Consider the following 23,765-nt stretch of genomic DNA (forward strand, 5'->3'; position numbering starts at 1 on the left):
GGCCCTCGTGCGGGGCACCGCCCCACCCATTGAAGCCCCGCCGGCGATTGAGGCGCCCACCCGGGCAGGGGCAGGCCCGCGCAGCAGAGGCACCGCCGAGCACCCCGCAGGGGACGGGGCAGGCCCGCGCAGCAGAGGCACCGGAGGGCTACCGTCGGATCATGGTTGAGATTCCGGACGGGTTGGTCGAGGCGCAGGTCGGGTTCAACGGTGACGCGGGGCGGGAGTTCATCGCCGCGTTGCCCGCGCGGGCCGCACGTTTCCTGGAGCAGTGGGAGTTGCGGCGCACCGGGCCGGTGATGCACGGGATGACGGCCCTGGTGCTGCCGGTCGAGCGGGCCGACGGGAGCGGCGCCGTGCTGAAGCTGGTGTCGGTGGACGAGGAGAGCGCGGGGGAGCCGGTCGCGCTGCGCGCGTGGGCCGGGGAGGGCTGCGTACGGCTGCTGGAGCACGACGCGGACACGGGCGCCCTGCTGCTGGAGCGGCTGGACGAGGGCCGGAGCCTGTCGGCGCTCGCGGAGCGGGACGCGCGGGCGGCGGTCGCGGTGGTCGGGGGGCTGCTGGCGCGGCTGACGGCGGTGCCGGCCCCGGCCGGGCTGCGCGGGCTCGGCGAGATCGCGGCCGGGATGCTGGACGAGGTGCCGCGGGCGCTCGGGCAGCTGGTGGAGGAGCGGGACCGGCGGCTGCTGAGGGACTGCGCGGCGGCGGTCGCGGAGGTCGTGGGGGAGCCGGGGGACCGGCTGCTGCACTGGGACCTGCACTACGACAACGTGCTGGCGGGCGGCCGGGAGCCGTGGCTGGCGATCGACCCGAAGCCGCTGGTGGGGGATCCGGGGTTCGATCTGCTGCCGGCGATCACCAACAACTTCCGGGCCGGGGACGTGCGGTGGCGGTTCGACCTGCTGACGGAGGCGGTGGGGCTGGAGCGGGACCGGGCGCGGGCCTGGACGCTGGGGCGGGTGCTCCAGAATTGCCTGTGGGACGTGGAGGACGGTGAAGAGCGCCTGGACGAGGACCAGTTGACGGTCGCGGAGGTCCTGTTGGAGCGCTGAGCGCCGTTCTAGGCTGCCCGCATGATCCGTAGCGCTGAAGTCACCGACGTCCCCGTCATCCACGCGATGATCCGCGAGCTCGCGGAGTACGAGAAGGTGCCGCACGAGGCGCGGGCCACCGAGGAGCAGTTGCGGGAGGCGCTGTTCGGGGCGCGCCCGGCGGTGTTCGCGCACGTCGCGGAGGCGGAGGGCGGGGAGGTCGTCGGCTTCGCGGTGTGGTTCCTCTCCTTCTCGACGTGGCGCGGGGTGCACGGGATCTATCTGGAGGACCTGTACGTACGGCCGGGGGTGCGCGGCGGCGGTCACGGCAAGGCGCTGCTGCGGGAGTTGGCGCGGACGTGCGTGGAGCGGGGCTACGAGCGGCTGGAGTGGTCGGTCCTGAAGTGGAACGCGCCGACGATCGCCTTCTACGAGGGCCTGGGCGCGCGGCCGCAGGAGGAGTGGTCGGTGTACCGGCTGACGGACGGGCCGCTGGCCGAGCTGGGGGCTCCGTAGGCCGGTTCAGGGTTCCAGGACGACTTTGCCGGTGGTGGCGCGGGTTTCCAGGGCGCGATGGGCGGCGGCGGCCTCGGCGAGCGGGTAGCGGGTCAGGGCCGGGCGCAGTCGGCCCGCGGCGGCCTCGGCGAGGGCGCGGGTCTCCAGGACGCGCAGCGGGTCGGGGGCGCCGACCTGCTGGAGCATGGCGGGGCCGAGGACGGACCGGGTGGTGATGGAGCGGGCGGTGAGGTCGGCGCGCTCGGCGTCGGTGAGGTCGAGGGGGCCGCCGGACCAGCCGAAGACGAGGTGCCGGGCGCCGGGGGCGAGCAGGCCGAGGGCGGTGCGGGCGGTTTCGCCGCCGACGGAGTCGAAGAGGACGGTGGCGCCGCCGGGGTGGTGGGCGCGTACGGCGTCGGGCCAGCCGGGGTCGGTGTAGTCGAGGGCGAGGTGGGCGCCGTTGGCGGTGGCCAGGGCGGTCTTGGCGGGGCCGCCGGCGAGGGCGATGACGGTGGCGCCGGCGTTGACCGCGTACTGGACGAGCAGGGTGCCGATGCCGCCCGCGGCGGCGGGCACCAGGGCGACGGAGTCCGGGCCGAGGTCGGCGAACTGCAGGATCCCGAGGGTGGTGCGGCCGGTGCCGATCATGGCGACGGCCTCGGCGGGGTCGAGGCCGGGCGGTACGGGGTGCAGGCGGTCGGCGTCGGCGACGGCGTACTCGGCGTAGCCGCCGGGGGCGAAGCCGAGGTGGACGACGACGGTGCGGCCGAGCCAGGCGGGGTCGGTGCCGGGGCCGAGGGCGTCGACGGTGCCGGCGACCTCGCGGCCGGGGACGGTGGGGAGCTCGGGGAGCGGGGCGGGCGGGCCCTGGATGCCCTGGCGGAGGCTGGTGTCGAGGAGGTGGACGCCGGCGGCGGCGACGGCGATGCGGACCTGGCCGGGGGCGGGGACGGGGGTGTCCGTGGGCTCGTAGGAGAGGTTCTCGGCGGGGCCGAAGGCGTGGAGGCGGACGGCTCGCATGGTGGTGTCGGTGGGCATGGGGTCAGGTTGCGACCTCACGCGTGGTTGAGGTCAAGGGCGGGGTGTTGTCGGTGGGGTGGTCCACGATGGGGGCATGGCGCGCAAAGGACAGCAGGGGCAGACGGTGAAGGCGGCGCGGCGGCCGGAGCTGCGGCTGCCGGAGCTCACGGTCTGGGAGGGGGGTGAGCTGGAGCCGGACGGGGACTACGACGGCCTGGAGCTCGCGGACCTGGACCTGGCGGGGCAGGAGGGGATCGGGGCCCGGTTCATGGACTGTGCGGTGCGGCGGTGCGCGCTGGACGAGGCGGGGCTGGCGAAGGCCCGGTTCCTGGACTCGGTGCTGGAGGGTGTCCGGGGAGTGGGGACGGACCTGTCGGGGGCCTCGCTGCGGGACGTGGAGCTGGTGGACGCCCGGCTGGGCGGGGTGCAGTTGCACGGGGCCGTGCTGGAGCGGGTGGTGGTCCGCGGGGGCAAGATCGACTACCTGAACCTGCGGAAGGCGCGGCTCAAGGACGTGGTCTTCGAGGGGTGCGTGCTGGTGGAGCCGGACTTCGGGGGAGCGGTGCTGGAGCGGGTGGAGTTCCGGGACTGCGCGCTGCGGGGGGTGGATTTCAGCGGGGTGCGGATGGCGGACGTGGACCTGCGGGAGGCCTCGGTGCTGGAGATCGCGCGGGGCGTGGATGCGCTGGCGGGGGCGGTGATCAGCCCGGGGCAGCTGTTCGACCTGGCTCCGGCGCTGGCCGCGCAGCTGGGGGTCCGGGTGGTGGCGTAGAGGGCTGCCGGGTCATCGCGGCGCGCACCGGTCCGGGCGCTCGTCACCCCATGCCGGCGGGCCGGTGGGGATCGAGTGCCGGGGCGGGGCCCAGGTCGAAGGCGCAGATCTCCATTCCCGCGAACGAGGTGCGGTCCTGGTCGAGTTGGAGCCACACGCGCGGTGCTTCCTCGTCGTCGAGATGGATCCAGGCGCTGTCGGCGCGGGTCGCGGGAGCGGTTCGGAGGTAGGTGCAGGCAGGGCCGCACGTGCACCATCCGTGGAAGCGCAACCGCGCCAGAGCCTGCGCAAGGGCGGGCTCGCCCTCCTCGACCAGCGCGGCATCGAGGAACGAGACCAGCGCGGGGTAGACGTCCGCCGGCAGTGGGGGCTCGGTCGCATTCACCCGGCCAGGCTATCGGCCGGGGCGCCGGTGGGCGGGTGCGGCGAATGGCCGAGCGTCCGGCACCCGGACAGGCCGTTCGCCGGGCGATGCGCCTAACGTCGCTGGCAGACACATCGGTGCACGAGGTCTGTGGAGGTGTCATGTTCCATCGGGGCCGCCGGCTGGCGGGCGCCTGTGCAAGTACGGTCGCCGTCGGCCTGCTCGTCATCGGGGGCGTTCTCGCCACGCCGCCGTCGCGGGAGGGTTCGGGCGGCAGCGCAGGGACCGAGGCCGCCGAGGTCGCGGTCGGCGCCTACCTCCACTACGGCTCGCCCGGGGTCGAGCGGATGCAGGAACTCTCGCGCTGGCTCGGCGGTACCGAGCTGCGCGCCGGGCACACCTATCTGCCCGGCGACACCTGGCCGAACATCGAGGGGGAACCGGATTCCCTGCGCACCTGGGCACGGTGGCGCCAGGAGAAGGCCGATCGGCTGTTCGTGCTGAACGTGCCCATGCAGGAGCACAACGAGGCCCGTGTTCCCGACGACCGGGTCGCCGAGCTGATCCGCTCCGGCGCGCAGGGTGCGAACGACCACCACTTCCGGCGGCTGGCGATGCGTCTGGTCGATCTCGGGGTGCCGGACACGGTGATCGTGCTCGGCTGGGAGATGAACGGCTTCGACTACACCCACCGGTGCAGTCCCGATCCGCAGAACTGGAAGACGTACTGGCGGCGCATCGTGGCCGCCATGCGTTCGGTGGAGGGGCAGCGGTTCCGTTTCGACTACGCCCCCAACCGCGGGAGTGACGCGATCGCCTGGACCAGCTGCTACCCCGGCGACGACGTGGTCGACATCGTCGGCATGGACTCCTACGACCAGGAGCCCGGCCGTACCTTCGCCGAGCAGGTCACCCAGCCGTACGGACTCCAGCAACAGGTCGACTTCGCGAAGGCGCACGGCAAGCAGATCTCGTACCCGGAATGGGGGCTGTTCCGGCACGGTGACAACGCCGACTACGTGCGGGGCATGCTGGCATGGTTCGCCGAGCACCAGCCGCTCTACCAGAGCATCACCGACTACTGCCCGCACGGCGTGTGGCAGTGCGGGCAGAACCCGCGCTCCACCCAGGTGTTCCGGGAGTTCCTGTCCGCCGGGCAGGGCGGCGCCGACCGGACGGCCGTCTTCGACTGGAGGGACGGCAGGCTGCCGTCCCGTCGGGTCACCCCCTAGCCCGTGTCGATCAGGCCGGGACGCGGGGGAAGCGGGCCTGGAGGGTCCAGATGGCCGGATTGTCGGCGAGGCCCTCGTGCATGTCGATGAGGTCCGCGATGAGGTCGTGCAGGAAGTCGCGGGCCTCGCGGCGCAGCAGGCGGTGGCTGAAGGTCAGCGGCGCCTCCTCGGCCGGCATCCAGTCGGCCTCGACGTCGACCCAGCCGAAGCGGCGTTCGAAGAGCATCCGGTCCGTGGACTCGGTGAAGTCGAGCTCGGCGTACTGCCGGTTGGCGGAGCGGTTGCCGCGGGGGTCCTTGTCGAGCGCTTCGACGATGTCGCACAGCGCCCAGGCGAAGTCCAGTACGGGCACCCATCCCCAGGCTGTGGACACTTCCCGGTCCGCGTTGGTGTCGGCGAGGTAGACGTCCCCGCAGAAGAGGTCGTGCCGCAGGGTGTGGACGTCCGCCGAGCGGTAGTCGGTCTGCGGGGGGTCCGGGAAACGCCGGGAGAGGGAGTAGCCGATGTCGAGCACGTACCCGATGGTGTCACGGGTACCGGGCGCCGCTCACCTCCGGTGTCAGGACGGCAGGAGGCGCTGTTCCTTGGCCACCGAGACCGCGCCGGCGCGGGTGTCGACGCCGAGCTTGTCGTAGATGCGGCCCAGGTGGGTCTTGACCGTGGCTTCGCTGATGAACAGGGCGCGGGCGATGTCCCGGTTGCCGAGGCCGCGGGCCAGCTGGCCGAGGATGTCCAGTTCGCGGTCGGTGAGGGTGGGGCGGGTGCCGCGCATGTGGGCCATGACCCGGCTGGCGACCGGCGCGGACAGGGTGGTGCGGCCCTGGGCGGCCGAGTGGATGGCGGCGAAGAGCTCTTCGGGCCGTTCGGCCTTGAGGAGGTAGCCGGTGGCGCCCGCGCCGATGGCCCGGGTGATGTCCGCGTCGGTGTCGTAGGTGGTGAGGACCAGGACGTGCGGGGGCCGGGGGAGCGCGGTGATGCGGCGGGTGGCTTCGACGCCGTCGATGCCCTCGCCGAGCTGCAGGTCCATGAGGACCACGTCGGGGTGGAGCTTCGCGGCGAGGGCGACGGCCTCCTCACCGCTGCCGGCCTCGCCGAGGACCTCGATGTCCGGTTCGCTGCCGAGCAGGGCCAGGAGTCCGGCGCGGACCACCACGTGGTCGTCGCAGAGGAGGATCGTCGTCATGGGGCCGGCTCCAGGGGGATGGCCGCGGAGAGGACGGTGCCCTCGCCCGGCGTGGATTCGATCGTCAGGGTGCCGCCGAGCTGGCGGACGCGGGCCCGCATGGCCGGGAGCCCGTGTCCGCGTCCGTCGGCGTCGGTGCGGGGCCCGGTGAAGCCGTGGCCGTCGTCGGCGATGTCCAGGACGACCTGATCGCCCAGGAAGCTCAGGGTGAGCGCGGCCGTACGGGCGCCGGAGTGCTCGCGGACGTTGGCGAGTGCCCCCTGGGCTATGCGCAGCAGGCCGGACTGGATGCGGTCCGGGAGCGGGGCCGGGGTGCCTTCGAGGTGGAAGCGGACCTGGATGTCGGGACCGGCGTCCAGGGAGCGCAGGGCCTCGGCGAGGCCGGCGCCGTCCGCGAGCTCGGACGGGGCCAGGTCGTGGACGAGCCGGCGGGCCTCGGCGAGACCGTGTGCGGCGATGTCGGTGGCGGTACGGACGTGCGCGCGGGCGGTGGCCGGGTCGCTGTCCCAGGTGCGGTCCGCGGCCTGGAGCAGCATCTGCTGGCTGGACAGGTTCTGGGCGAGGGTGTCGTGGATCTCCATGGACAGCCGCTGCCGTTCGGCGAGGGTGCCTTCGCGGCGCTCGGTGGCGGCGAGCTCGCGGCGGGTGCGGATCAGGTCGTCGATCAGTGTCCGCTGGGCCCGGGCCTGGCGTTCCATGTGGACGAAGACGGCGGTGGCGAGGGCGGCGACGGCGGGCGGGGCCAGCAGCAGATTGGGGTCGAAGGACTTGGCCAGCTGGAGCTGGGCGGTCACCACGAAGCCGGTGAGGAGGGCCACGAGCACGATCGCGGCGCGCGGCGGGAGGGTGCGCAGGGCGGTGAAGAACAGCGGTACGGCGCACCAGGCGAAGCTGGGCGCGAGGACGACCAGGACCATCCAGGTGGTGACGACCAGGCCGAGCCACAGGAGCCGCCGGGCGGTGGGGGCGGCGCCGAGCGCGGGGCCGAGTACGTAGAGCAGGGCCAGGGTGATGCTGAGGGCGATGATCCACGGCGTGCGGGCCTCGCCGGGGTGGCGCAGCAGGAAGCGGACCACGGAGGCGCCGAGGAGCAGGAAGAACGCGGTGTGCGCGACCGTCGCCAGGGTGCGGGTGTCGTCGCGCGGCGGGGCGGGTTTCACGGGGTGCTCCTCGGTCGGGGCATGCGTCCATTGTGGGCTGGGGCGCCGCTGCCGGTTGCCTGCGGCGCCGGGGCGGTGGGGCGGCCGGGCGGTGGTGTCGGCAGGTGCGGCGCCGCTGCAGGGGCTCCGCCCCGGACCCCGCGCCTCAATCGCCGACGGGGCTGATTCGGCGCCGGGGCGCGGATCCGACCAGGAAATCCCGCGCCGGAGGCGAAGCGCATCGACCGATCGGTTGACCCCCGGGTCAACCGGTGCGGTGGGCGGGGCGAGCCGGTACGGGGACGGGCCGGCGGGGGTTGCGGCCACAGGCTTGGAGCAGTGAAGGAGCCGGTCCGACCGGCCCGGACCGCCCGACCCGTAGCCGTCACCGCGGCACCGTTCTCAGGAGCAGAGATGAAGACCCGCACCCGCGTTCTCACCGGTACCGCCCTCGCCGTCGCCCTGGGCGCCGGAGCCTTCGGCGCCGTGAGCGCCAGCGCGACCCCCGCCGCCGAGACCGCCCAGGTGTCCGTGGCCGGGAAGAAGGACGGCCCGGTCGACAAGAACTTCACCACGACGACGCACCTCACCGTCGACGCCGCGACCCGCGCCGCCCAGGCCGCGCTGAAGGCCGCCGAGTCCGAGAACCAGAAGGTGACCGTCGCCGTCGTCGACCGCAACGGCAACACCATCGTCACCCTGCGCGGCGACGGCGCGGGCCCGCAGTCCTACGAGTCGGCGCAGCGCAAGGCATTCACCGCCGTCTCCTGGAACGCCCCGACCTCGGTGCTCGTGGGCCGGCTCGCCCAGGCCCCGAACCTGAAGGACATCCCCGGCACCCTCTTCCTCGGTGGCGGCACCCCGGTCCAGGCGAACGGCGCGCCCGTCGCGGGCATCGGTGTGGCCGGCGCCCCGAGCGGTGACCTGGACGAGAAGTTCGCCAAGGCGGGCGTGGACGCGCTCGGCAAGTAGTCAGGGAAGCCCCCCGCCTAGGATCGAGTGCGTGGAACACCGTGCTCTCTCCCGCCTCGCCGCCCCTGCCGTCGCCGCCCTGCTCGCCCTCACCACGGGGTGCACGGGCGACACGGTGCAGGGGCGGCCGGGTGCGTCGGGGCTGCGCGATCCGTATTTCCCCCGGGCCGGGAACGGCGGCTACCAGGTCGATCACTACGCGCTGGACCTGGACTACGACCCCGCCGACGGAAAGCTGCACGGCACCGCGGTGATCACCGCCCGCGCCGAGCAGGGGCTCAGCTCCTTCAACCTGGACTTCAGCGGTCTGAACGTCGAGGGCGTGACCGTCCAGGGCGCGGGGGCCCGGTACAACCGGACCGGCAGTGAGCTGACCGTGCGTCCGGCCGAGGACCTGGAGAAGGGCGAGGTCTTCCGTACGGTGGTCGACTACAGCGGGAAGCCGAAGCCCCTCGTGGACCCGGACGGCTCCAAGGAGGGCTGGATCTCCACTGAGGGCGGCGCGGTCGCCGTCGGTGAGCCGATCGGTTCGATGACCTGGTTCCCCGGCAACCACCACCCCAGCGACAAGGCCGCCTACGACATCACCCTCACCGTCCCGCGCGGCTACGAGGCCGTGTCGAACGGCGAGCTGCGTTCGCGTACCGAGGAGGCGGACGGGCGGACCGCCTTCGCGTGGCACAGCGCGGAGCCGATGGCGAGCTATCTGGCGACCGCCGCGATCGGGCGGTACGCGGTGACGACCGGGCGGACGCCCTCGGGGACCGCCCTCTACACGGCCGTCGCGCCCGGGGAGCCGGCCGCGAGTACGGGTCCGCTCGCGCGGCTGCCCGAGATGGTGGATTGGGGCAACGGCCGGTTCGGCCCGTACCCGTTCTCCGCGGCGGGTGCGATCGTGGTGCCCGCCGGGAGCCTCGGCTACGCGCTGGAGACCCAGGGCCGGCCCGTCTTCCCCGGAACGCCCACGGAGGAGGAGCTCGTCGTGCACGAGCTCGCGCACCAGTGGTTCGGCAACTCGGTGTCGCCGAAGTCCTGGAAGGACATGTGGCTCAACGAGGGCTTCGCGACCTACGCCGAGTGGCTGTGGGCCGAGGACCACAACGGGCCCACGGCGCAGGAGTACTTCGACGCCTTCGTGGACGGCGACACGGACGTCGACAAGGACGCCGACTCCGACTGGGACGCCTTCCCTCCGGCGTCCCCGCCCGGGCCCGGGGAGATCTCCGCGGAGCCGGTGTACTACCGCGGTGCGATGGTGCTGCACCGGATCCGCCAGGAGGTGGGCGACGAGAAGTTCTTCGCCCTGGTGCGCGGCTGGGCCGCCGACCACCGCCACGGGAACGCGAGCACGGCCGAGTTCACCGCCTACGCCGAGGAGAAGACGGGGCACGACCTGAAGAAGGTCTGGGACGTCTGGCTGTACGGGAAGGACCGCCCGGCCTAGGCCGGTCGTTCGCTAGGCCGGGGCTTCGAGCGGCTTGCGCAGCACGGTGCAGTCGCGGCCCAGCTCGCGGTCCTGGGCCCTGCGCAGGGTGACGTACCCCTGGGACTGCCAGAAGGCGAGGGCCTTGGGGTTGTTGTCCAGTACGGCGATCCGCACGCCCGTGCGTCCGGCGGCGCGGAAGCGGTCCTCGACGAGGGTGGCCACGGCGCGGCCGTATCCCTCGCGGTGCGCGGTGGCGTCGATGAGCAGCAGACCGATCCACGGGTCCGGGTCGTCGGCGGCGGGTGCCTGCGCGAGGGTGGCGGCCAGGCCGACGAGGCGGCCGGCGCTGCGGGCGAGGAGCACCTCGGCGCTGTCGTGGGCGAGTTCACCGGCGAGTGCGGCGGCGACCTGTTCGACCGTGATGCGGTCCGGGTCGGGGAAGTCGCCGCTCAGTTCGAAGAACGCGTGGTTCGTCGAGTAGAGGGCGGCGATCTCGGTGAGGACCGGGCCGGGAAGGGCGCCGTCCACGGGGACGAGCGGTTGCAGGATCACCTGACGAACGGTAGCGAAACCCCCTCCCCGGACGGCCGGGAGGGGGCTTCGCCGGCGCTGGTGTCCGGCAGGTGCCGGACTTGGCCGGACCTGTCGGACGGGGCCGGACCGGGCCGGCCGGCGGACTCAGACGTTGACGCCGAAGTCCTGGGCGATGCCGGTGAGGCCGGAGGCGTAACCCTGGCCGACCGCGCGGAACTTCCACTCGGCGCCGTTGCGGTAGAGCTCGCCGAAGACCATGGCGGTCTCGGTCGCCGCGTCCTCGGAGAGGTCGTAGCGGGCGATCTCGGCGCCGCCGGCCTGGTTCACGACGCGGATGTACGCGTTGCGGACCTGGCCGAAGTTCTGGCTGCGGGCCTCGGCGTCGTAGATGGAGACCGGGAAGACGATCTTGTCGACGTCGGCCGGCAGGCCGGCGAGGTTGACGTTGATGGCCTCGTCGTCGCCCGCGCCCTCGCCGGTGCGGTTGTCACCGGTGTGGACGATGGTCTGGTCCGGGGTGGACTTGTTGTTGAAGAAGACGAAGTGGCCGTCGGAGACGACCTTGCCCGTCGGGTTGACGGCGATGGCCGAGGCGTCGAGGTCGAAGTCGACACCGGTCGTCGTACGGACGTCCCAGCCGAGGCCGACCGTGACGGCAGCGAGGCCCGGGGCCTCCTTCGTGAGCGAGACGTTGCCGCCCTTGGACAGGCTGACAGCCATGGGAATGTCCCTTTCCTCATCCAACATGCACGTACAGGCGGTCAAACTACCGCTGCTCCCTATAACGCGACGAGAGGCCGGTCGGGTTCCCGTCGTGAATTGTCCGTGACGGCGAATCTCCGCGGGCCGAATGCGGGGCCGGTAAATGCGGGTGACGGCGACGGGGGCGGGGGCGGATCATAGGGGCATGCCTGGTCCTTATGTCATCCGCGGTTCGGTCGTGCTCCCCGAGGGAGAGCTCGCCTGGCGGTTCTCGCGTTCCTCCGGACCGGGCGGTCAGCACGTGAACACCTCGGACTCGCGCGCGGAGCTGCTGTTCGACCTGGCGGCCACCAAGGCGCTGCCCGAGGTGTGGAAGGAGCGGGCGCTGGAGCGGCTCGCGGCGCGGCTGGTGGACGGCGTGGTGACCGTACGGGCCTCCGAGCACCGCTCGCAGCTGCGCAACCGGGAGATGGCGCTGGTCCGGCTGGCTTCGCTGCTGGCCGAGGCGACGGCGCCGCCGCCGAAGCAGCGTCGGCCGACGAAGATCCCGCGCGGGATCAACGAGCGCCGGCTGCGCGAGAAGAAGGCGCGGGCGGAGACCAAGCGCGGCCGTACGGCCCGGGACTGGTAGCGCCGCCCGGCCGCGATGTCCGGGACCTCGCGAATCCGGCCGCGATCCCGGAGCCCGCGAGCCCGGCCGCGATCCCGGACCTCGCGAGCCCGGCCGTGATCCCGGAGCCCGCGAGCCCTGCGGCACCACGCGCCCTACGTGCTGAGGTGGCGGTAGCGCCCGCGGAAGTACGTCAGCGGCGGCGAGTCCGGGGACGGCAGGCCGGCCGCCAGGACCCGGCCGACGACCAGGGTGTGGTCGCCCGCCTCGACGCGGTTCTCCGTACGGCATTCCAGGGTGGCCAGGGCGCCGCTCAGCAGGGGTGCGCCGGAGGCCTCGCCGCGTACGTACGGGAGGTCGGCGAAGAGCAGCCGGTCGCTGATGCGGCCCTTCATCGCGAAGCGGCCCGCCACCTGGAGCTGGTGGTCGGCGAGCACCGAGACCGCCCACAGCGGCTGCTCGGCCAGCAGGTCGTCCATCCGGGAGCCCTCGCGCAGGCTCACCAGGACCAGGGGCGGGTCCAGGGACACGGACATGAAGGCGGTCGCCGTCATGCCGACGTCCTCGCCGCGCGGGCCGTCCGCCGACAGCGGCGCCTCGTGCGCGGTGATCAGGCACACGCCCGCCGCCAGCCGGGACATCGCGGCCCGGAACTCGTCATTGCTCACTCCCTCAGCATGGGGGGTTCCAGGGGACGCGGTGGGTACGGGGGTCGTCTTCAGCACGCTGAAACGCTAATCTCGCCCTTCCTCGACGCACATCGGGCCCTGGTCCGAGTCGCGTCCCCGCCCCTGGGCCTAGTCCCGGGCGTATCGTTTGCTCTCGGGAATGTGAGGGAGCGCTCCCAGTCGTACACGAGCCCGCTGCGCACCGATATTCACCTGATGTGACTTGAGTCACAGAGGGCAAGATTTGTTGACCCTGTGTACCTGCCGCACAGCTCACTGTGATTCAGTGGACGGGACACCGCAACGAAACGCCGATGACAAACCTGGAGTTGCTGTCGAGGTCTCGGGGAGAGCGAGCAATGGAGACCGAGTCGGAGCCGTACGTCCGTCTTGCGACCCTGCGGCAGCTGCACCGGGTGGTGGCCGAGCTCAATACGGCCCGGAGCCTGGCGGACACTCTGCAGACCGTCGTGGACGGCATCGTCGTGGGCCTCGGCTACGAACTCGCCTGTGTCAACCTCGTTCGCCCGGACGGTGATCTCGTCGTCGCCGCCTTCGCCGGCGACCCCGCGGCGGAGGCTCTCATCACCGGCCGGGTCGGCTCCCGCGCCTCCTGGGAACGCCGCCTGACGATGGGTGAGAACTGGGACGGGCTCAGGTTCATCCCGCACACCGAGGGCTGGGTCCTCCTGGAGGACGACGTCCCCCAGTGGCACACCGACGGCCCCGATCCGCGGTTCGAGGACGAGTGGCACCCCGAGGACCGGCTCTACGCACCCATGTACGCGTCCGCCGGGGAACTTCTGGGTGTCATTTCGGTGGACAGACCGCGCAACGGCCGCCGGCCCGGCGCCTGGGGCCGCGAAGCGCTCCAGATGTACGCCTTCCAGGCGGCGATTGCGATCAGCAATGCCAGGCTCCGGGCGAACATGCAGCGCGCCCTCGTCCGGCTGGAGCGCGAGCAGCAGGCACTGCGTGCCAGTGAAGAGTCGTTCCGCCAGGCCTTCGAGTACGCGCCCAGCGGCATGGCCATCGCCGAGATGGGCGGGGACCAGCACGGCCGGCTGCTGCGGACCAACGACGCCCTGTGCCGGCTGCTCGGCCGCCCCGCCTCCGTCCTGCGCCGCTACTCCTTCTCCGACCTGGTCCACCCCGAGGACATCGGCACCCTGCTGCGCACCTCCGCCGAGGGCGGCCGCGCCGAGCTGCGCCTGGGCCGCCGCGACGGCACGTATGTATGGGTCTCGCTGCGCAACTCCGTCGTCGCCGACGCCGCCGACGGGCCCCGCTTCCTGCTCACGCACGTCGAGGACATCGAGGAGCGCAAGCGGCACGAGCTCCAGCTCGCCCACCGGGCCAGTCACGACTCGCTGACCGGCCTGCCCAACAGCGCCGAGCTGCGGGCCCGGCTCGGCGCGCGGCTGTGCCGCAGACCGCAGTCCGTACGGGCCACCGCGGTCGAGGCGCTGGACGCGGCCTTCGAGGGGCGTGACGGATACGACGGACACGCGGGGCACGACGGGCACCCGGTGGGGGCGGAGGCGGGTGGTGCCGGTGAGCACGGGTTTCACCCCGACGGCCCCGACCGGTTCACCGGGGCCGACCCCTTCGAGTTCCCCGGGGCCCCGGCCGCCCCGACGGACGGTCCGTACGACCACCACGTGCACACGGTGGCGCCCGCGACCGACATCGACGACGGTACGAAGGGGCTCGCGGTCCTCTTCTGCGACCTCGACGGCTTCAAGTCGATCAACGACCGGTTCGGGCACCACACGGGTGACGCGGTCCTGATCGAGGTCGCCAGGCGGCTGACGACGGGCGTCAGGGACGGTGACACCGTCGCTCGGCTGGGTGGTGATGAATTCGTCGTCCTGGCCGACGGCCTCGGCGCGGCGGACGCCGCCGACCTCGCGGTCAGGCTGCGCAACGCGATCATCCCCCCGATCCGCGTGGACGGCCGTGCGGTGCGGGTCGGGGCCAGTTTCGGCATCGGATGGGCCAGCTGCGGGATGTCGGCCGACGAGGTGCTGCGCTCGGCCGACCAGCGGATGTACATCGAGAAGCGGTCGCGGTCCAAGGCGCATCGCCGGGCGGGCTGAGGCGGTCTGCCGCCCGTGGGTGCACGTGTTCGGGGTAGGCTCCCGGGGGTCGAAAGGAGTGACCTGCGATGACGACGCCCGCGAACAACGGCCCGCACGGTGGGGCGAACAAGCCCGAGGACGACGATCCGTTCGGCTATCTCTACGAGGATGGCCAGGCGGCCGGAGCCACACCGCCAGGTCAGGGCGGCGCATACGGCTACCCGGGACCCGCGGGGGGCGGCCCTTCCGGCCCGCAGCCCGGGGTTCCCCGCACCTCGCACCACCAGGTGCGTACGGTCGGCGAGCGCAGGAACGGCGGCCAGCGCGGCCCCGTCCCCCAGCAGCAGGCCCAGGGCTACCAGGCCCAGTACCAGGCCCCGGAAGCGCTCCAGGCGGGCGGCTACGGCGTTCCGCAGCAGGCGCAGCCCCCGCAGCACCAGACCCAGTCGATCGCGCACTCCGGCGGTCACGGTGGCGGCGGTGGCTCCAGCCGCCGCGGTCTGCTGATCGCGGCCGTCGCGGTGGTCGCCGTGGTCGTGGTCGGCATCGTCGCGGCGCTGCAGTTCGGCGACAAGGACAAGGGCAAGCAGGAGCCCGTCGCGAACAGCGGCCAGCAGTCGGCGGCCCCCGAGAACCCGAACAGCCCGGCCCCGAGCGCGAAGCCGTCCGAGGCTGCGCTGCCCAAGGGCGAGGCGGCCGGTGCGGGCATGTCCATCACGGGCGGCGCGGCCCTGGAGACCACGGTGCCGGGGGCGAAGAGCTCGGGCGGCCAGTACGTCGGCAGGTTCAACCAGCCCGGCGCGGCCGTGACCTGGACCCTGGACGTCCCCAAGGCCGGCAAGTACCGGTTCTACGTGCGCTTCGGCATTCCCGGCGAGGACGCCAACGGCACGCTGACCGTCAACGGCAAGGCCAACGAGTCGCCGATCAGCATGCGCAACTTCGCCAAGTCGCCCAAGGGCGACTGGGAGAAGGGCTGGCAGACGACCTGGGGCCAGGTGAACCTCGAAAAGGGCACCAACACGATCAAGCTGTCCTGTGAGGCCGGCAACAGCTGCAACGTCAACATCGACCAGCTGTGGCTGGAGCAGGGCTGATCCCCGCCGCCACGGCCTTCTAGGCCGACGTGACCTTCACCGACCCCCGTACCTCTTCGTAGGTGCGGGGGTCGAATTCTCCCGCCACCGGGGCGAGGACCGTGGCCGCCGAGAGGGCGACCGCGCGGGTGAGGCGGTCCGGCCAGGCCAGGCCCTCCGCCAGGGCGGACAGCAGGCCGGCGACGGCGGAGTCCCCGGCTCCGGTGGGGTTGCCGGACAGCGGGCGGGGCGGGGCCGCCTGCCAGGTGCCCTCGGGGGTGGCGGCCAGCAGGCCGGCCGGGCCGAGCGAGGTGACCACCGCGTGGGCGCCCCGGCGGCGGGCGTCGCGGGTGGCGGGCAGCGGATCGCGGGATCCGGTGAGCTCGGCCAGTTCGGCGGCGTTCGGCTTGATGATCTCGGGGCGGGCGGCGACGCCGCGGCGCAGGGCCTCGCCGCCGGTGTCCAGGAGGACGGGGACCCCGGCCGCGCGGGCCGACCGTACGAGCAGCGCGTACGCGCCCACCGGCACGCCCGGCGGGAGACTGCCGCACAGGGCCACGGCGCGGGCGCCCCGCACGAGCTCCTCGTAGCGGGCGAGGAACCGCGACCACTCCGCGGCCGTGATCAGCGGGCCCGGCTCGTTGAACTGGGTGGTGTCGCCGGAGGCCGCGTCGACCACGGCCACCGTGCGGCGGGTGTTGCCCGCGCAGGGCACCAGGGCGTCGACCACGCCCGGGGAGCGCGCGAGCAGCCCCCGGACGACGGAGCCGACCGGGCCGCCCGCGAAGCCCGTCGCGGTCACCTCGTGGCCGAGCGCGGCCAGTACGTGCGCCACGTTGATCCCCTTGCCGCCGGGGCGTTCGGCGACGGCGGAGACCCGGTGCGAGGCGTGCGGAAGCAGCCGCGGCACTTGGTACGTGACGTCGAGTGCGGTGTTGAGCGTCACGGTAAGGATCATGGGCACTCCCGGGTCTGTTGCTGCCGGGATCATGCCAAAGACCAGGCGGTCGGCCCAGTCCTCGGGCCGACCGTCTTCCCTGCTCGGAGCCTCCTGGCCGTCAGATCGCCGGTCGGACGGGCGGGCTGACGATCCATTCGCCGCGCCGCATGACGCCCCGGACGTCGAATCCGGCGTCCAGGACGACGAGGTCCGCGTACTTGCCGGGCTCCAGCGAGCCGATCTCGTCGTACAGGCCGATCAGCTTGGCCGGGTTGGCGGAGATCGCCTGGACCACGGACTCCACCGGCAGCTTGTCGAGGGTCACCGAGCGCTTGAAGGCGGTGTCCAGGGTCAGGGTCGAGCCGGCGATGGAGCCGCCCTCGACCAGCCGTGCCACACCGTGCTTGACCTCGACCTCCAGCGGGCCCAGGTGGTAGGTCCCGTCGCCGAAACCGGCCGCGTCCATCGCGTCGGTGATCAGCGCCACGCGGTGCGCGCCCGCGTGGTGGAAGGCCAGTTCCAGGGCGGCCGGGTGCAGGTGGGTGCCGTCGTTGATGAGCTCGACGGTGATCCGCTCGTCCTCCAGCAGGGCGGCGATCGGGCCGGGTTCGCGGTGGGCGAGGGGCGGCATCGCGTTGAAGAGGTGGGTGGCCACGGTCGCGCCCGCGTCGATGGCGGCGCGCGTCTGTTCGTAGGTCGCGTCCGTGTGGCCGATCGCCGCGATGACCCCGTGCTCGGCCAGCAGCCGTACGGAGTCCAGGCCGCCCGGCAGTTCGGTGGCGAGGGTGAACATGCGGGCGGCGCCGTGCGCGGCGTCGATCAGCTTGCGGACCTCGGCCGGGTCGGGGTCGCGCAGCAGGTCCTCCTTGTGCGCGCCCTTGCGGCAGGGGTTGATGAACGGCCCCTCGAAGTGGATGCCGGCGATCTCGCCCTGTTGGGTCAGTTCGGCGAGCAGGGCGGCCCGGCGGGCCAGTTCGTCCAGGTCCCCGGTGACGGTGGAGGCGACCAGGGTGGTGGTGCCGTGTTCGCGGTGCGTGCGCACGCCCTTGAGGACGTCCTCGGCGGTGCCGGAGGTGAACGAGGCGCCGCCGCCGCCGTGGTTGTGCATGTCGACGAAGCCGGGGACGATCCAGTGCCCGGACAGGTCGACGGTCCGCGCGCCCTCGTGGGCGCTGCCGGCGATGCGGTCGCCGTCGACGATGATCCTGCCGTTCGCCACCGTGCCGGTGGGCAGCACCACGCTGGCGCCGGAAAGAACAGTGCTGTGTGCGCTTCCGGACATCAGGCAGGTACCTCCGTGGCGAGTAGGTCCCAGGCGAGCAGCCCTGCGCCCAGGCATCCGGCGGTGTCCCCGAGGGCAGCCGGAACGATGTGGGGGAGCCGCTGGAACGTCACGCGCTCCTCCACGGCCGTCCGTAGTGGTGTGAACAAGGTCTCCCCGGCCTCCGCCAGCCCGCCGCCGATGATCAGCGTGCGCGGGTCCAGCAGGGTGATCGCGGTGACGAGCCCGTCGGCGAGGGCGCCGACGGCGGCCAGCCAGACCTCCCGGGCGCGCGCGTCACCCGATTCGACGGCCTTGGCGCAGTGCGCGGCATCGGCCTGCGGGTCGCCGGAGGCGGCCGCCCAGGCGCGGCTGACGGCCGCGGCGGAGGCGAGGGTCTCCAGGCAGCCGTGCTGGCCGCAGCCGCAGGCGGGGCCGCCCGGGCGCACCACGATGTGCCCGATCTCGCCCGCGTAGCCGTGGGCGCCGGCCTCGATGCGGCCGGCGATGCCGATGGCTCCGGCGATGCCGGTGCCCAGCGGGACGAAGAGGAACCGGTCGGCGCCCCGGCCGGCGCCGATGCGGCCCTCGGCGAGGCCGCCCGTGCGCACGTCGTGGCCGAGGGCGACGGGGATGCCGCCGAGGCGGCTGCCGAGCAGGGCGCGCATCGGTACGTCGCGCCAGCCCAGATTCGCCGCGTAGACGGCGATCCCGTTCTCGGCGTCGACGATGCCCGGGACGGCGACGCCGGCGGCCGACGCGGGCCGCCCGAAGCGTTCCCGGCCGGTGTCGAGCAGCTCGGCGGCGAAGTCCTGGATCGTCTCGACGACGGCATCGGGGCCCCGCTCGCGGCCGGTGGCCCGGCGCGCTTCGTGGAGCAGGGTGCCGTCGTCGGCGACGAGGGCGGCCTTCATCCCGGTGCCGCCCACATCGAGGGCGATGACGTGTTTCACGGGTTTCACAGAGACAGTCTCGCGTGCTCGGCGGGGAAAGGTCTAGTCCAATGAGGGAGATTGTTGAGCGGCCATACAAAATCGGGACCCCGGCCGGGAGCCCGATGTGGACAAGCCGCCAAAGTGGTGTAGACCTTACGTGGATCGTACGTACAACAAGGGGTGGATGGAGAACTGTGAAGGGCCGTTACCTGAGGCTGGCCGCTTCCGGCGCCGCGCTGTGCCTGACCGCCGTGACGCTGACCGGCTGCGGAGCCCTCGGTGGACTCACCGGAGACAACGAGGTGACCCTGCGGGTCGTGGCGGCCGACTACGGGGACAATCCGCAGAACTCCTCACAGGCCTACTGGAAGGACCTCGCCGACGGCTTCGAGAAGGCCAACCCGGGCATCAACGTCGAGGTCAGCGTCTACTCCTGGTCCGAGGTCGACGCCAAGGTCGCCGAGATGGTCAAGGCCGGCAAGGCGCCCGACATCGCGCAGATCGGCGCCTACGCCGACTACGCGGCCGCCGACAAGCTCTACTCGACGGCGGAGCTGCTCTCGGTGAAGACCGAGGCCGACTTCCTGGGGCCGCTCGCGGACGCGGGCAAGGTCAAGCAGGTCCAGTACGGGATGCCCTTCGTGTCCAGCACCCGGCTGCTCTTCTACAACGAGAAGCTGCTGGCCGACTCCGGCGTGATCGGCAAGGACGCCAAGGGCTGGCAGCCGAAGAGCTGGGCGGACCTGGAGGCGGCCGCGAAGAAGCTCAAGGCGGCGGGCGTGCCCACCCCCTTCGCGCTGCCGCTGGGCCGCGAGGAGGCGCAGGCCGAGACGATGATGTGGATGCTCGCGGGCGGCGGTGGCTACACCGACAACGAGGAGCAGTACTCCATCGACTCCGCCGACAACGTCAAGGCGCTGGAGTTCCTGCGGGACAAGATGGTCGGCCAGCAGCTGACCGGACCCGTGGAGCCCGGCAAGCTGGACCGGCAGGCCGCCTTCGACGCCTTCACCAAGGGCGAGGTCGGCATGCTCAACGGGCACCCGTCGCTGATGAAGCAGGCCGAGGCCAAGGGCGTGAAGTTCGGCATGGTGCCGCTGCCGACGGCCACCGGGGCCGAGGAGCCGGCGATGGGCGTCGCGGACTGGGTCATGGCCTTCAAGAACGGTCACCGCGCGCAGTCCGGCAAGTTCCTGGACTTCCTGTACCAGCCGAAGAACGTGACGGCCTTCACCGAGAAGTACGACCTGCTGCCCGCCACCACCAGCGGCTACCAGGCGAAGCAGGCCGCCACGAGCGGTCCGGCGGCCCGGCTGAAGCCCTTCCTGACGGCGCTGCCCAGCTCGCGGCTGTACCCCGTCGGCAAGAAGTCCTGGGCGGGCGTCAGCGAGGACATCAAGCAGAACATCGGCAAGACCGTCCAGCCGGGCGGGCAGCCGGCGAAGGTCCTGGAGGAGATCGCCACCACCGCCCGCACCGCCGACCCGCGCTGACCGGCGCCGACGGGCCGGGTGTCAGACGGCGGCGTTAATCTGGCGGTATGACGGACGAGGGGCAGCTGACGGCCACGGAGGCCGCGGTGCTCGCGTACGAGGGACGCACCTGGCCCGGGCCCGGAGCCAAGGAACGGGCCATCAGGGAAGGGCTGGGGATGACCCCCGTCCGCTACTACCAGCTGGTCAACGCGCTGATGGACGACCCGCGGGCGCTGGCTCACGCCCCGGGCACGGTCAACCGGCTGCGCAGGATCCGCGAGGCACAGCGGGCCAGGCGATAGCCGTCGCACGGTTGGGCCGTTAGGGTCGTGCGTATGGGGAGTCATCCGCACGACCTGCCGATGCCAATCACCGCAGCCGGACGCGAGGGACTCGAAGCCCTGCTCCGCGCACCGCGCCGGTCCGTGGTCGCCCTGGACTTCGACGGCACCCTCGCCGACATCGTCCCCGACCCGGACCAGGCCCGAGCCCACCCCGCAGCCGTCCCGGCCCTCTCCGCGCTCGCCCCCGAGGTCGACTCGGTGGCGGTGATCACCGGACGGCCGGCGAGCGTCGCCGTCCGCTACGGGGGCTTCGCCGGGGTCCCCGGACTGGAACACCTCGTCGTCCTCGGCCACTACGGGGCCGAGCGCTGGGACGCCGTGTCCGGACTGGTCCACGCCCCCGCCGAGCACCCCGGGGTCGCGGCGGTCCGGGCGGAACTGCCGGGCTTCCTGGACTCCATCGGAGCCTGGCGCGGAACCTGGATCGAGGAGAAGGGCCGCGCGCTCGCCGTCCACACCCGCCGCGCGGAGGACCCGGCGGCGGCCTTCGCGGCCCTGCGGGAACCGCTGGCCGAACTGGCGGCGCGGCACGGTCTGATGGTCGAGCCGGGTCGGGCGGTGCTGGAGCTGAGGCCGCCGGGCATGGACAAGGGCGTCGCCCTGACCGAGTTCCTGGCGGAGCGGGAAGCGGAAGCGGTGCTGTACGCGGGCGACGACCTGGGGGACCTCGCGGCCTACGCCGCGGTGGAGAAGGGCCGCACGGACGGGCTGCCGGGGCTGCTGGTGTGCAGTGGCTCGGCCGAGGTCCCCGAGCTCGCCGCGCGGGCCGACCTCGTCCTCCCCGGACCGGGCACGGTGGCCGCCTTCCTGGCCACCCTGGCCACTGCCCTGCGGGGCTGACGTACCCAGCCCCTCCGGCGTCCGCGGCGCCGTCGCCGGGGGCCGGCGCCCCGGCAGCGGTGGCGCGGGCCGGCTCAGGTCAGGGCGGAGAGCTGGGCCGTGAACCAGGCCGCCGGGGGGAGGGACGTCGCGGCAGCGGCCAGCCGCTTCGTGCGTTCCACGCGTTCACCCACCGGCATGGACAGCGCCGTGTGCAGCGCCTGCGCCGTCTGCGACACGTCGTACGGGTTCACCGTCACCGCGTCCTGGCGGAGCTCCTCGTACGCCCCCGCCCCCGTGGACAGCACCAGCACGCACCCCGCCTCCGACACCACCGGGATCTCCTTCGCCACCAGGTTCATCCCGTCCCGCACCGGGTTCACCAGCGCGACGTCGGCCAGCCGGTACGCCGCCAGCGAGCGCGCGAAGTCGTCCTTCACCGACACCAGCACCGGCTGCCAGTCCTCCGTACCGAACTCCGCGTTGATCTCCGCCGCCAGCGCCGTCACCGCGTCCGTGTAGTCCCGGTACACCCGCAGGTCCTGCCGCGAGGGGTACGCCGATGCCAGGTGGACCACCCGGCCCCGCCACTGCGGGCGCGTGGTCAGCAGTTCCCGGTAGGCCAGCAGGCCGCGCAGGATGTTCTTCGACAGCTCCGTGCGGTCCACGCGGACGATCGTCCGCAGGCCGTCGACCTCCGCCCGCAGCTCCGCCAGCCTGTCGTTCACCTCCGGCCGGTGCGCCAGCGCCCGCAGTTCGTCCCCGTCCACGCCCAGCGGGTACGCCCGCACTCGGGTGGTGCGGTCCGGCCACACCGAGTACCGGCGGTGTTCCACCACCGAGCCGCTGCGCACGGAGGACCGGCCGTACGCGTCGTCCAGCTGCGCGGATCCCAGGAACTCCGCCGCCCACGCCTCGGTGTGGAAGCCGAGCACGTCCGCGCCGAGCATGCCCCACAGCAGGGTCTCGCGGACGACGTCGGGCAGCATGGCGAGGTAGCCGGGCGAGGCCCACGGGGTGTGCGTGAAGTGGGCGATCCGCAGGTCCGGTCGGAGCACCCGCAGCAGTCCGGGGACCAGCGCCAGGTGGTAGTCCTGGACCAGGACGGACGCGCCCTGCGCCGCCTCCTCGGCCAGGGCGTCGGCGAAGGCCTGGTTGTAGCGCTCGTACGAGTCCCACCGTCGGCGGAACTCCGCGTCGAAGACCGGTTCGCGCGGGATGTCGTACAGGTGGTGGTGTGTGAACCACAGCACGGAGTTGGCGATTCCGTTGTAGGCGTCGTCGTACATCGTGGGATCGATGTCCAGCATCCGGACGCCCGGTTCGGCCGTGCCCCGGCGGACCGCCTCCCGGTCCGCGTCCGAGAGCGCCGCACAGATCCACAGTGCCTCCGGCTGCTCCGCGAGGGCCGCGGAGAGTCCGGAGACGAGACCGCCCCCGCCGCGCCGGGCGCTGAGCGTCCCGTCCTCGGCGAGGGCGTAGGAGAGGGGGCCGCGGTTCGCTGCGACGAGCACCTGGGAAGCCATGCGGCCAACCTAGCCCGGGCCGTGCCCGCTCAAACCGTACGTTTCCTCACGCCACGCGACGCAGTGCGTACTCCTCGATGCCGGCCATCGGCGGCCGCTCCTCGGTGTCCACGGGGTACGTCCGCGGTACGAAGCCCTCCGGTCCGCGCTCGAACTGCGTCAGCTCGGGCCGTACGAGGTGCCCGCGCGAGAGCCGCACCTGCGCGGTGCGGTAGATCGCCGCGGCCATCCGGCCCAGCGCCTGCCCGTCCTGATGGCGGTGGAGCCGTACGCCGACGTCCACCTGGGCCAGCGCGTCCAGCCCGACCGTGTGCAGCGCGTCGACCAGCAGGCCCAGCTCGACGCCGTACCCGACGGGGAACGGCAGCCGCTCCAGCAGGGAGCGGCGTACGGCGTACTCGCCCCCCAGCGGCTGCACGAAGCCGGCCAGCTGCGGCCAGTGGAGGTTGAGGAGCGGGCGGGCGACCAGCTCGGTGACCCGGCCGCCCTGTCCGGGAGTGGACCCGAGCGGCCGGTCGTACATCGCCTTGACGAAGTGCACGTCCGGTTCGGTCAGCAGCGGTCCCACGATCCCGGAGACGAAGGCGGCGGAGAAGTCCCGCAGGTCGGCGTCGACGAAGCAGACGATGTCCCCGCCGGTGACCAGCAGGGAGCGCCACAGCACCTCGCCCTTGCCGGGCAGCGCCGGGATCCGGGGCAGCACGTCGTCGCGGTGCACCACGCGGGCCCCGGCCTTCGCCGCGACCTCCGCGGTGCGGTCGGTGGAGCCCGAGTCGATGACGACCAGTTCGTCCACCAGAGGGACGGGCAGTCCCTCGATCAGCTCACGCCGGATCACCTCGGCGATCGCGCCGACGGTCGCCTCCTCGTTCAGGGCGGGCAGCACGACGCTGACCGTGGTCCCGGCCGCCCGTTTCCGGTCGAGCAGCTGGTCGAGCGGTCGGTCGGCGGCGGACCAGGAGCGGTCGGCCAGCCATCGCTCCACCTCTTCCAGCACCCTCAGTACTCCCTGCTCGTCGGCGATATCCGCCGTTATGTGATCCATCTCGCGGTTCGGACGCCTGTCTCAACCGCGCGTGCCTTCGGTTACAGTCTTGAACAACGCGAAGGACCACCGCATGCCGGGGGTCCTCGTGACAAACGCCCGGGCGCGCCACAGA

Annotated in this window: 25 protein-coding genes; 12 read left to right on the forward strand and 13 right to left on the reverse strand. The window is 72.8% G+C overall.

Features of this window, described 5'->3' with window-relative positions; translation table 11 throughout:
* Nucleotides 1-161: 161 nt before the first annotated feature.
* Together ACWGE1_RS12730 and ACWGE1_RS12735 are read left to right on the forward strand one after the other, a co-directional pair.
* On the forward strand, nt 162-1,052 hold the full coding sequence (locus ACWGE1_RS12730; protein WP_453420506.1) for an aminoglycoside phosphotransferase family protein: 891 nt from the start codon (nt 162-164) through the stop codon (nt 1,050-1,052).
* A gap of 21 nt (nt 1,053-1,073) precedes the next feature.
* Nucleotides 1,074-1,547 carry an N-acetyltransferase family protein gene (locus ACWGE1_RS12735; protein ID WP_453420507.1) on the forward strand — a complete coding sequence of 158 codons (474 nt, stop codon included), beginning with the start codon at nt 1,074-1,076 and terminating at the stop codon, nt 1,545-1,547.
* A 6-nt stretch (nt 1,548-1,553) separates the two neighbouring features.
* On the opposite strand, the gene ACWGE1_RS12740 is transcribed toward ACWGE1_RS12735, so the two are convergent.
* The gene (locus tag ACWGE1_RS12740; protein ID WP_453420554.1) at nt 1,554-2,546 is read right to left on the reverse strand and encodes a zinc-binding dehydrogenase; all 993 of its coding nucleotides are present in this window, start codon (nt 2,544-2,546) and stop codon (nt 1,554-1,556) included.
* Nucleotides 2,547-2,640: 94 nt separating this feature from the next.
* On the opposite strand from ACWGE1_RS12740, the gene ACWGE1_RS12745 reads away from it, so the two are divergent.
* A complete protein-coding gene (locus ACWGE1_RS12745) occupies nt 2,641-3,318 on the forward strand; it encodes a pentapeptide repeat-containing protein (protein ID WP_453420508.1) in 678 nt (225 codons plus the stop codon).
* A gap of 43 nt (nt 3,319-3,361) precedes the next feature.
* Here ACWGE1_RS12745 and ACWGE1_RS12750 read toward each other — a convergent pair whose 3' ends face one another.
* Entirely contained in the window at nt 3,362-3,703 is a 342-nt protein-coding gene (locus ACWGE1_RS12750; RefSeq protein ID WP_453420509.1) for a hypothetical protein, read from the reverse strand.
* A 140-nt stretch (nt 3,704-3,843) separates the two neighbouring features.
* Here ACWGE1_RS12750 and ACWGE1_RS12755 point away from each other — a divergent pair, with 140 nt between their 5' ends.
* Nucleotides 3,844-4,914, forward strand: coding sequence for a glycoside hydrolase family 26 protein (locus ACWGE1_RS12755; RefSeq protein ID WP_453420510.1), 1,071 nt, complete (start codon nt 3,844-3,846; stop codon nt 4,912-4,914).
* A 10-nt stretch (nt 4,915-4,924) separates the two neighbouring features.
* Here the strand turns inward: ACWGE1_RS12755 and ACWGE1_RS12760 are convergent, their stop codons facing one another.
* The 3 genes from ACWGE1_RS12760 to ACWGE1_RS12770 are packed head-to-tail and all read right to left on the reverse strand — an operon-like array spanning nt 4,925 to nt 7,257.
* Nucleotides 4,925-5,428 (reverse strand): hypothetical protein, encoded by a 504-nt coding sequence (locus ACWGE1_RS12760; protein ID WP_453420511.1) that lies wholly within the window; start codon nt 5,426-5,428, stop codon nt 4,925-4,927.
* Between the two features lie 45 nt (nt 5,429-5,473).
* Entirely contained in the window at nt 5,474-6,097 is a 624-nt protein-coding gene (locus ACWGE1_RS12765) for a response regulator (protein ID WP_453420512.1), read from the reverse strand.
* Nucleotides 6,094-7,257: a sensor histidine kinase gene (locus ACWGE1_RS12770; RefSeq protein WP_453420513.1), complete on the reverse strand. Its 1,164-nt coding sequence runs from the start codon at nt 7,255-7,257 to the stop codon at nt 6,094-6,096. The genes ACWGE1_RS12765 and ACWGE1_RS12770 overlap by 4 nt, the downstream gene beginning before the upstream one ends.
* 393 nt (nt 7,258-7,650) lie before the next feature.
* On the opposite strand from ACWGE1_RS12770, the gene ACWGE1_RS12775 reads away from it, so the two are divergent.
* Both ACWGE1_RS12775 and ACWGE1_RS12780 read left to right on the forward strand, forming a co-directional pair.
* On the forward strand, nt 7,651-8,208 hold the full coding sequence (locus ACWGE1_RS12775) for a GlcG/HbpS family heme-binding protein (RefSeq protein WP_453420514.1): 558 nt from the start codon (nt 7,651-7,653) through the stop codon (nt 8,206-8,208).
* A gap of 31 nt (nt 8,209-8,239) precedes the next feature.
* Nucleotides 8,240-9,652, forward strand: coding sequence for a M1 family metallopeptidase (locus ACWGE1_RS12780; protein WP_453420515.1), 1,413 nt, complete (start codon nt 8,240-8,242; stop codon nt 9,650-9,652).
* Between the two features lie 12 nt (nt 9,653-9,664).
* Here the strand turns inward: ACWGE1_RS12780 and ACWGE1_RS12785 are convergent, their stop codons facing one another.
* On the reverse strand, nt 9,665-10,186 hold the full coding sequence (locus ACWGE1_RS12785; RefSeq protein WP_453420516.1) for a GNAT family N-acetyltransferase: 522 nt from the start codon (nt 10,184-10,186) through the stop codon (nt 9,665-9,667).
* Between the two features lie 126 nt (nt 10,187-10,312).
* Nucleotides 10,313-10,888, reverse strand: a complete 576-nt coding sequence (locus ACWGE1_RS12790) for a TerD family protein (RefSeq protein WP_030718836.1) — start codon at nt 10,886-10,888, stop codon at nt 10,313-10,315.
* A 187-nt stretch (nt 10,889-11,075) separates the two neighbouring features.
* On the opposite strand from ACWGE1_RS12790, the gene arfB reads away from it, so the two are divergent.
* Complete coding sequence (gene arfB, locus ACWGE1_RS12795; RefSeq protein WP_453420517.1) at nt 11,076-11,501, forward strand: alternative ribosome rescue aminoacyl-tRNA hydrolase ArfB; 426 nt, start codon at nt 11,076-11,078, stop codon at nt 11,499-11,501.
* Between the two features lie 134 nt (nt 11,502-11,635).
* Here the strand turns inward: arfB and ACWGE1_RS12800 are convergent, their stop codons facing one another.
* The gene (locus tag ACWGE1_RS12800) at nt 11,636-12,205 is read right to left on the reverse strand and encodes a flavin reductase family protein (RefSeq protein WP_453420518.1); all 570 of its coding nucleotides are present in this window, start codon (nt 12,203-12,205) and stop codon (nt 11,636-11,638) included.
* Nucleotides 12,206-12,507: 302 nt separating this feature from the next.
* Here ACWGE1_RS12800 and cdgB point away from each other — a divergent pair, with 302 nt between their 5' ends.
* Both cdgB and ACWGE1_RS12810 read left to right on the forward strand, forming a co-directional pair.
* Nucleotides 12,508-14,247 carry a diguanylate cyclase CdgB gene (gene cdgB, locus ACWGE1_RS12805; protein WP_453420519.1) on the forward strand — a complete coding sequence of 580 codons (1,740 nt, stop codon included), beginning with the start codon at nt 12,508-12,510 and terminating at the stop codon, nt 14,245-14,247.
* 68 nt (nt 14,248-14,315) lie between these two features.
* Nucleotides 14,316-15,326: a CBM35 domain-containing protein gene (locus tag ACWGE1_RS12810; protein ID WP_453420520.1), complete on the forward strand. Its 1,011-nt coding sequence runs from the start codon at nt 14,316-14,318 to the stop codon at nt 15,324-15,326.
* Between the two features lie 19 nt (nt 15,327-15,345).
* On the opposite strand, the gene ACWGE1_RS12815 is transcribed toward ACWGE1_RS12810, so the two are convergent.
* The 3 genes from ACWGE1_RS12815 to ACWGE1_RS12825 form a co-directional block, all read right to left on the reverse strand.
* Nucleotides 15,346-16,263, reverse strand: a complete 918-nt coding sequence (locus tag ACWGE1_RS12815) for a 1-phosphofructokinase family hexose kinase (protein ID WP_453420521.1) — start codon at nt 16,261-16,263, stop codon at nt 15,346-15,348.
* Nucleotides 16,264-16,363: 100 nt separating this feature from the next.
* Nucleotides 16,364-17,527, reverse strand: a complete 1,164-nt coding sequence (gene nagA / locus ACWGE1_RS12820) for an N-acetylglucosamine-6-phosphate deacetylase (protein WP_453420522.1) — start codon at nt 17,525-17,527, stop codon at nt 16,364-16,366.
* On the reverse strand, nt 17,527-18,459 hold the full coding sequence (locus ACWGE1_RS12825; RefSeq protein ID WP_453420555.1) for an ROK family protein: 933 nt from the start codon (nt 18,457-18,459) through the stop codon (nt 17,527-17,529). Before ACWGE1_RS12825 ends, nagA begins: the two co-directional genes overlap by 1 nt.
* Before the next feature lie 176 nt (nt 18,460-18,635).
* On the opposite strand from ACWGE1_RS12825, the gene ACWGE1_RS12830 reads away from it, so the two are divergent.
* From ACWGE1_RS12830 to otsB, 3 genes are read left to right on the forward strand one after another with little or no spacing between them, the layout of a single operon-like run.
* Complete coding sequence (locus ACWGE1_RS12830) at nt 18,636-19,934, forward strand: extracellular solute-binding protein (RefSeq protein WP_453420523.1); 1,299 nt, start codon at nt 18,636-18,638, stop codon at nt 19,932-19,934.
* A gap of 47 nt (nt 19,935-19,981) precedes the next feature.
* Nucleotides 19,982-20,218 carry a DUF3263 domain-containing protein gene (locus tag ACWGE1_RS12835; protein ID WP_453420524.1) on the forward strand — a complete coding sequence of 79 codons (237 nt, stop codon included), beginning with the start codon at nt 19,982-19,984 and terminating at the stop codon, nt 20,216-20,218.
* 33 nt (nt 20,219-20,251) lie between these two features.
* A complete protein-coding gene (otsB, locus tag ACWGE1_RS12840) occupies nt 20,252-21,100 on the forward strand; it encodes a trehalose-phosphatase (protein ID WP_453420525.1) in 849 nt (282 codons plus the stop codon).
* Between the two features lie 74 nt (nt 21,101-21,174).
* On the opposite strand, the gene ACWGE1_RS12845 is transcribed toward otsB, so the two are convergent.
* Together ACWGE1_RS12845 and ACWGE1_RS12850 are read right to left on the reverse strand one after the other, a co-directional pair.
* Nucleotides 21,175-22,605, reverse strand: coding sequence for an alpha,alpha-trehalose-phosphate synthase (UDP-forming) (locus tag ACWGE1_RS12845; RefSeq protein WP_453420526.1), 1,431 nt, complete (start codon nt 22,603-22,605; stop codon nt 21,175-21,177).
* Between the two features lie 46 nt (nt 22,606-22,651).
* Nucleotides 22,652-23,602 (reverse strand): glucosyl-3-phosphoglycerate synthase, encoded by a 951-nt coding sequence (locus ACWGE1_RS12850; protein WP_453420556.1) that lies wholly within the window; start codon nt 23,600-23,602, stop codon nt 22,652-22,654.
* Nucleotides 23,603-23,765 lie beyond the last annotated feature (163 nt).

The sequence above is a fragment of the Streptomyces sp. NPDC054932 genome, assembly GCF_053610205.1.

What these genes read in the sequence shown, in the direction of transcription:
- ACWGE1_RS12730 (WP_453420506.1), top strand. Translation starts at nt 162, where the DNA reads ATGGTTGAGATTCCGGACGGGTTGGTCGAGGCGCAGGTCGGGTTCAAC.
- ACWGE1_RS12735 (WP_453420507.1), top strand. Translation starts at nt 1,074, where the DNA reads ATGATCCGTAGCGCTGAAGTCACCGACGTCCCCGTCATCCACGCGATG.
- ACWGE1_RS12740 (WP_453420554.1), bottom strand. Translation starts at nt 2,546, where the DNA reads ATGCGAGCCGTCCGCCTCCACGCCTTCGGCCCCGCCGAGAACCTCTCC.
- ACWGE1_RS12745 (WP_453420508.1), top strand. Translation starts at nt 2,641, where the DNA reads ATGGCGCGCAAAGGACAGCAGGGGCAGACGGTGAAGGCGGCGCGGCGG.
- ACWGE1_RS12755 (WP_453420510.1), top strand. Translation starts at nt 3,844, where the DNA reads ATGTTCCATCGGGGCCGCCGGCTGGCGGGCGCCTGTGCAAGTACGGTC.
- ACWGE1_RS12765 (WP_453420512.1), bottom strand. Translation starts at nt 6,097, where the DNA reads ATGACGACGATCCTCCTCTGCGACGACCACGTGGTGGTCCGCGCCGGA.
- ACWGE1_RS12775 (WP_453420514.1), top strand. Translation starts at nt 7,651, where the DNA reads ATGAAGACCCGCACCCGCGTTCTCACCGGTACCGCCCTCGCCGTCGCC.
- ACWGE1_RS12790 (WP_030718836.1), bottom strand. Translation starts at nt 10,888, where the DNA reads ATGGCTGTCAGCCTGTCCAAGGGCGGCAACGTCTCGCTCACGAAGGAG.
- arfB (WP_453420517.1), top strand. Translation starts at nt 11,076, where the DNA reads ATGCCTGGTCCTTATGTCATCCGCGGTTCGGTCGTGCTCCCCGAGGGA.
- cdgB (WP_453420519.1), top strand. Translation starts at nt 12,508, where the DNA reads ATGGAGACCGAGTCGGAGCCGTACGTCCGTCTTGCGACCCTGCGGCAG.
- ACWGE1_RS12810 (WP_453420520.1), top strand. Translation starts at nt 14,316, where the DNA reads ATGACGACGCCCGCGAACAACGGCCCGCACGGTGGGGCGAACAAGCCC.
- ACWGE1_RS12815 (WP_453420521.1), bottom strand. Translation starts at nt 16,263, where the DNA reads ATGATCCTTACCGTGACGCTCAACACCGCACTCGACGTCACGTACCAA.
- nagA (WP_453420522.1), bottom strand. Translation starts at nt 17,527, where the DNA reads ATGTCCGGAAGCGCACACAGCACTGTTCTTTCCGGCGCCAGCGTGGTG.
- ACWGE1_RS12835 (WP_453420524.1), top strand. Translation starts at nt 19,982, where the DNA reads ATGACGGACGAGGGGCAGCTGACGGCCACGGAGGCCGCGGTGCTCGCG.
- otsB (WP_453420525.1), top strand. Translation starts at nt 20,252, where the DNA reads ATGGGGAGTCATCCGCACGACCTGCCGATGCCAATCACCGCAGCCGGA.
- ACWGE1_RS12845 (WP_453420526.1), bottom strand. Translation starts at nt 22,605, where the DNA reads ATGGCTTCCCAGGTGCTCGTCGCAGCGAACCGCGGCCCCCTCTCCTAC.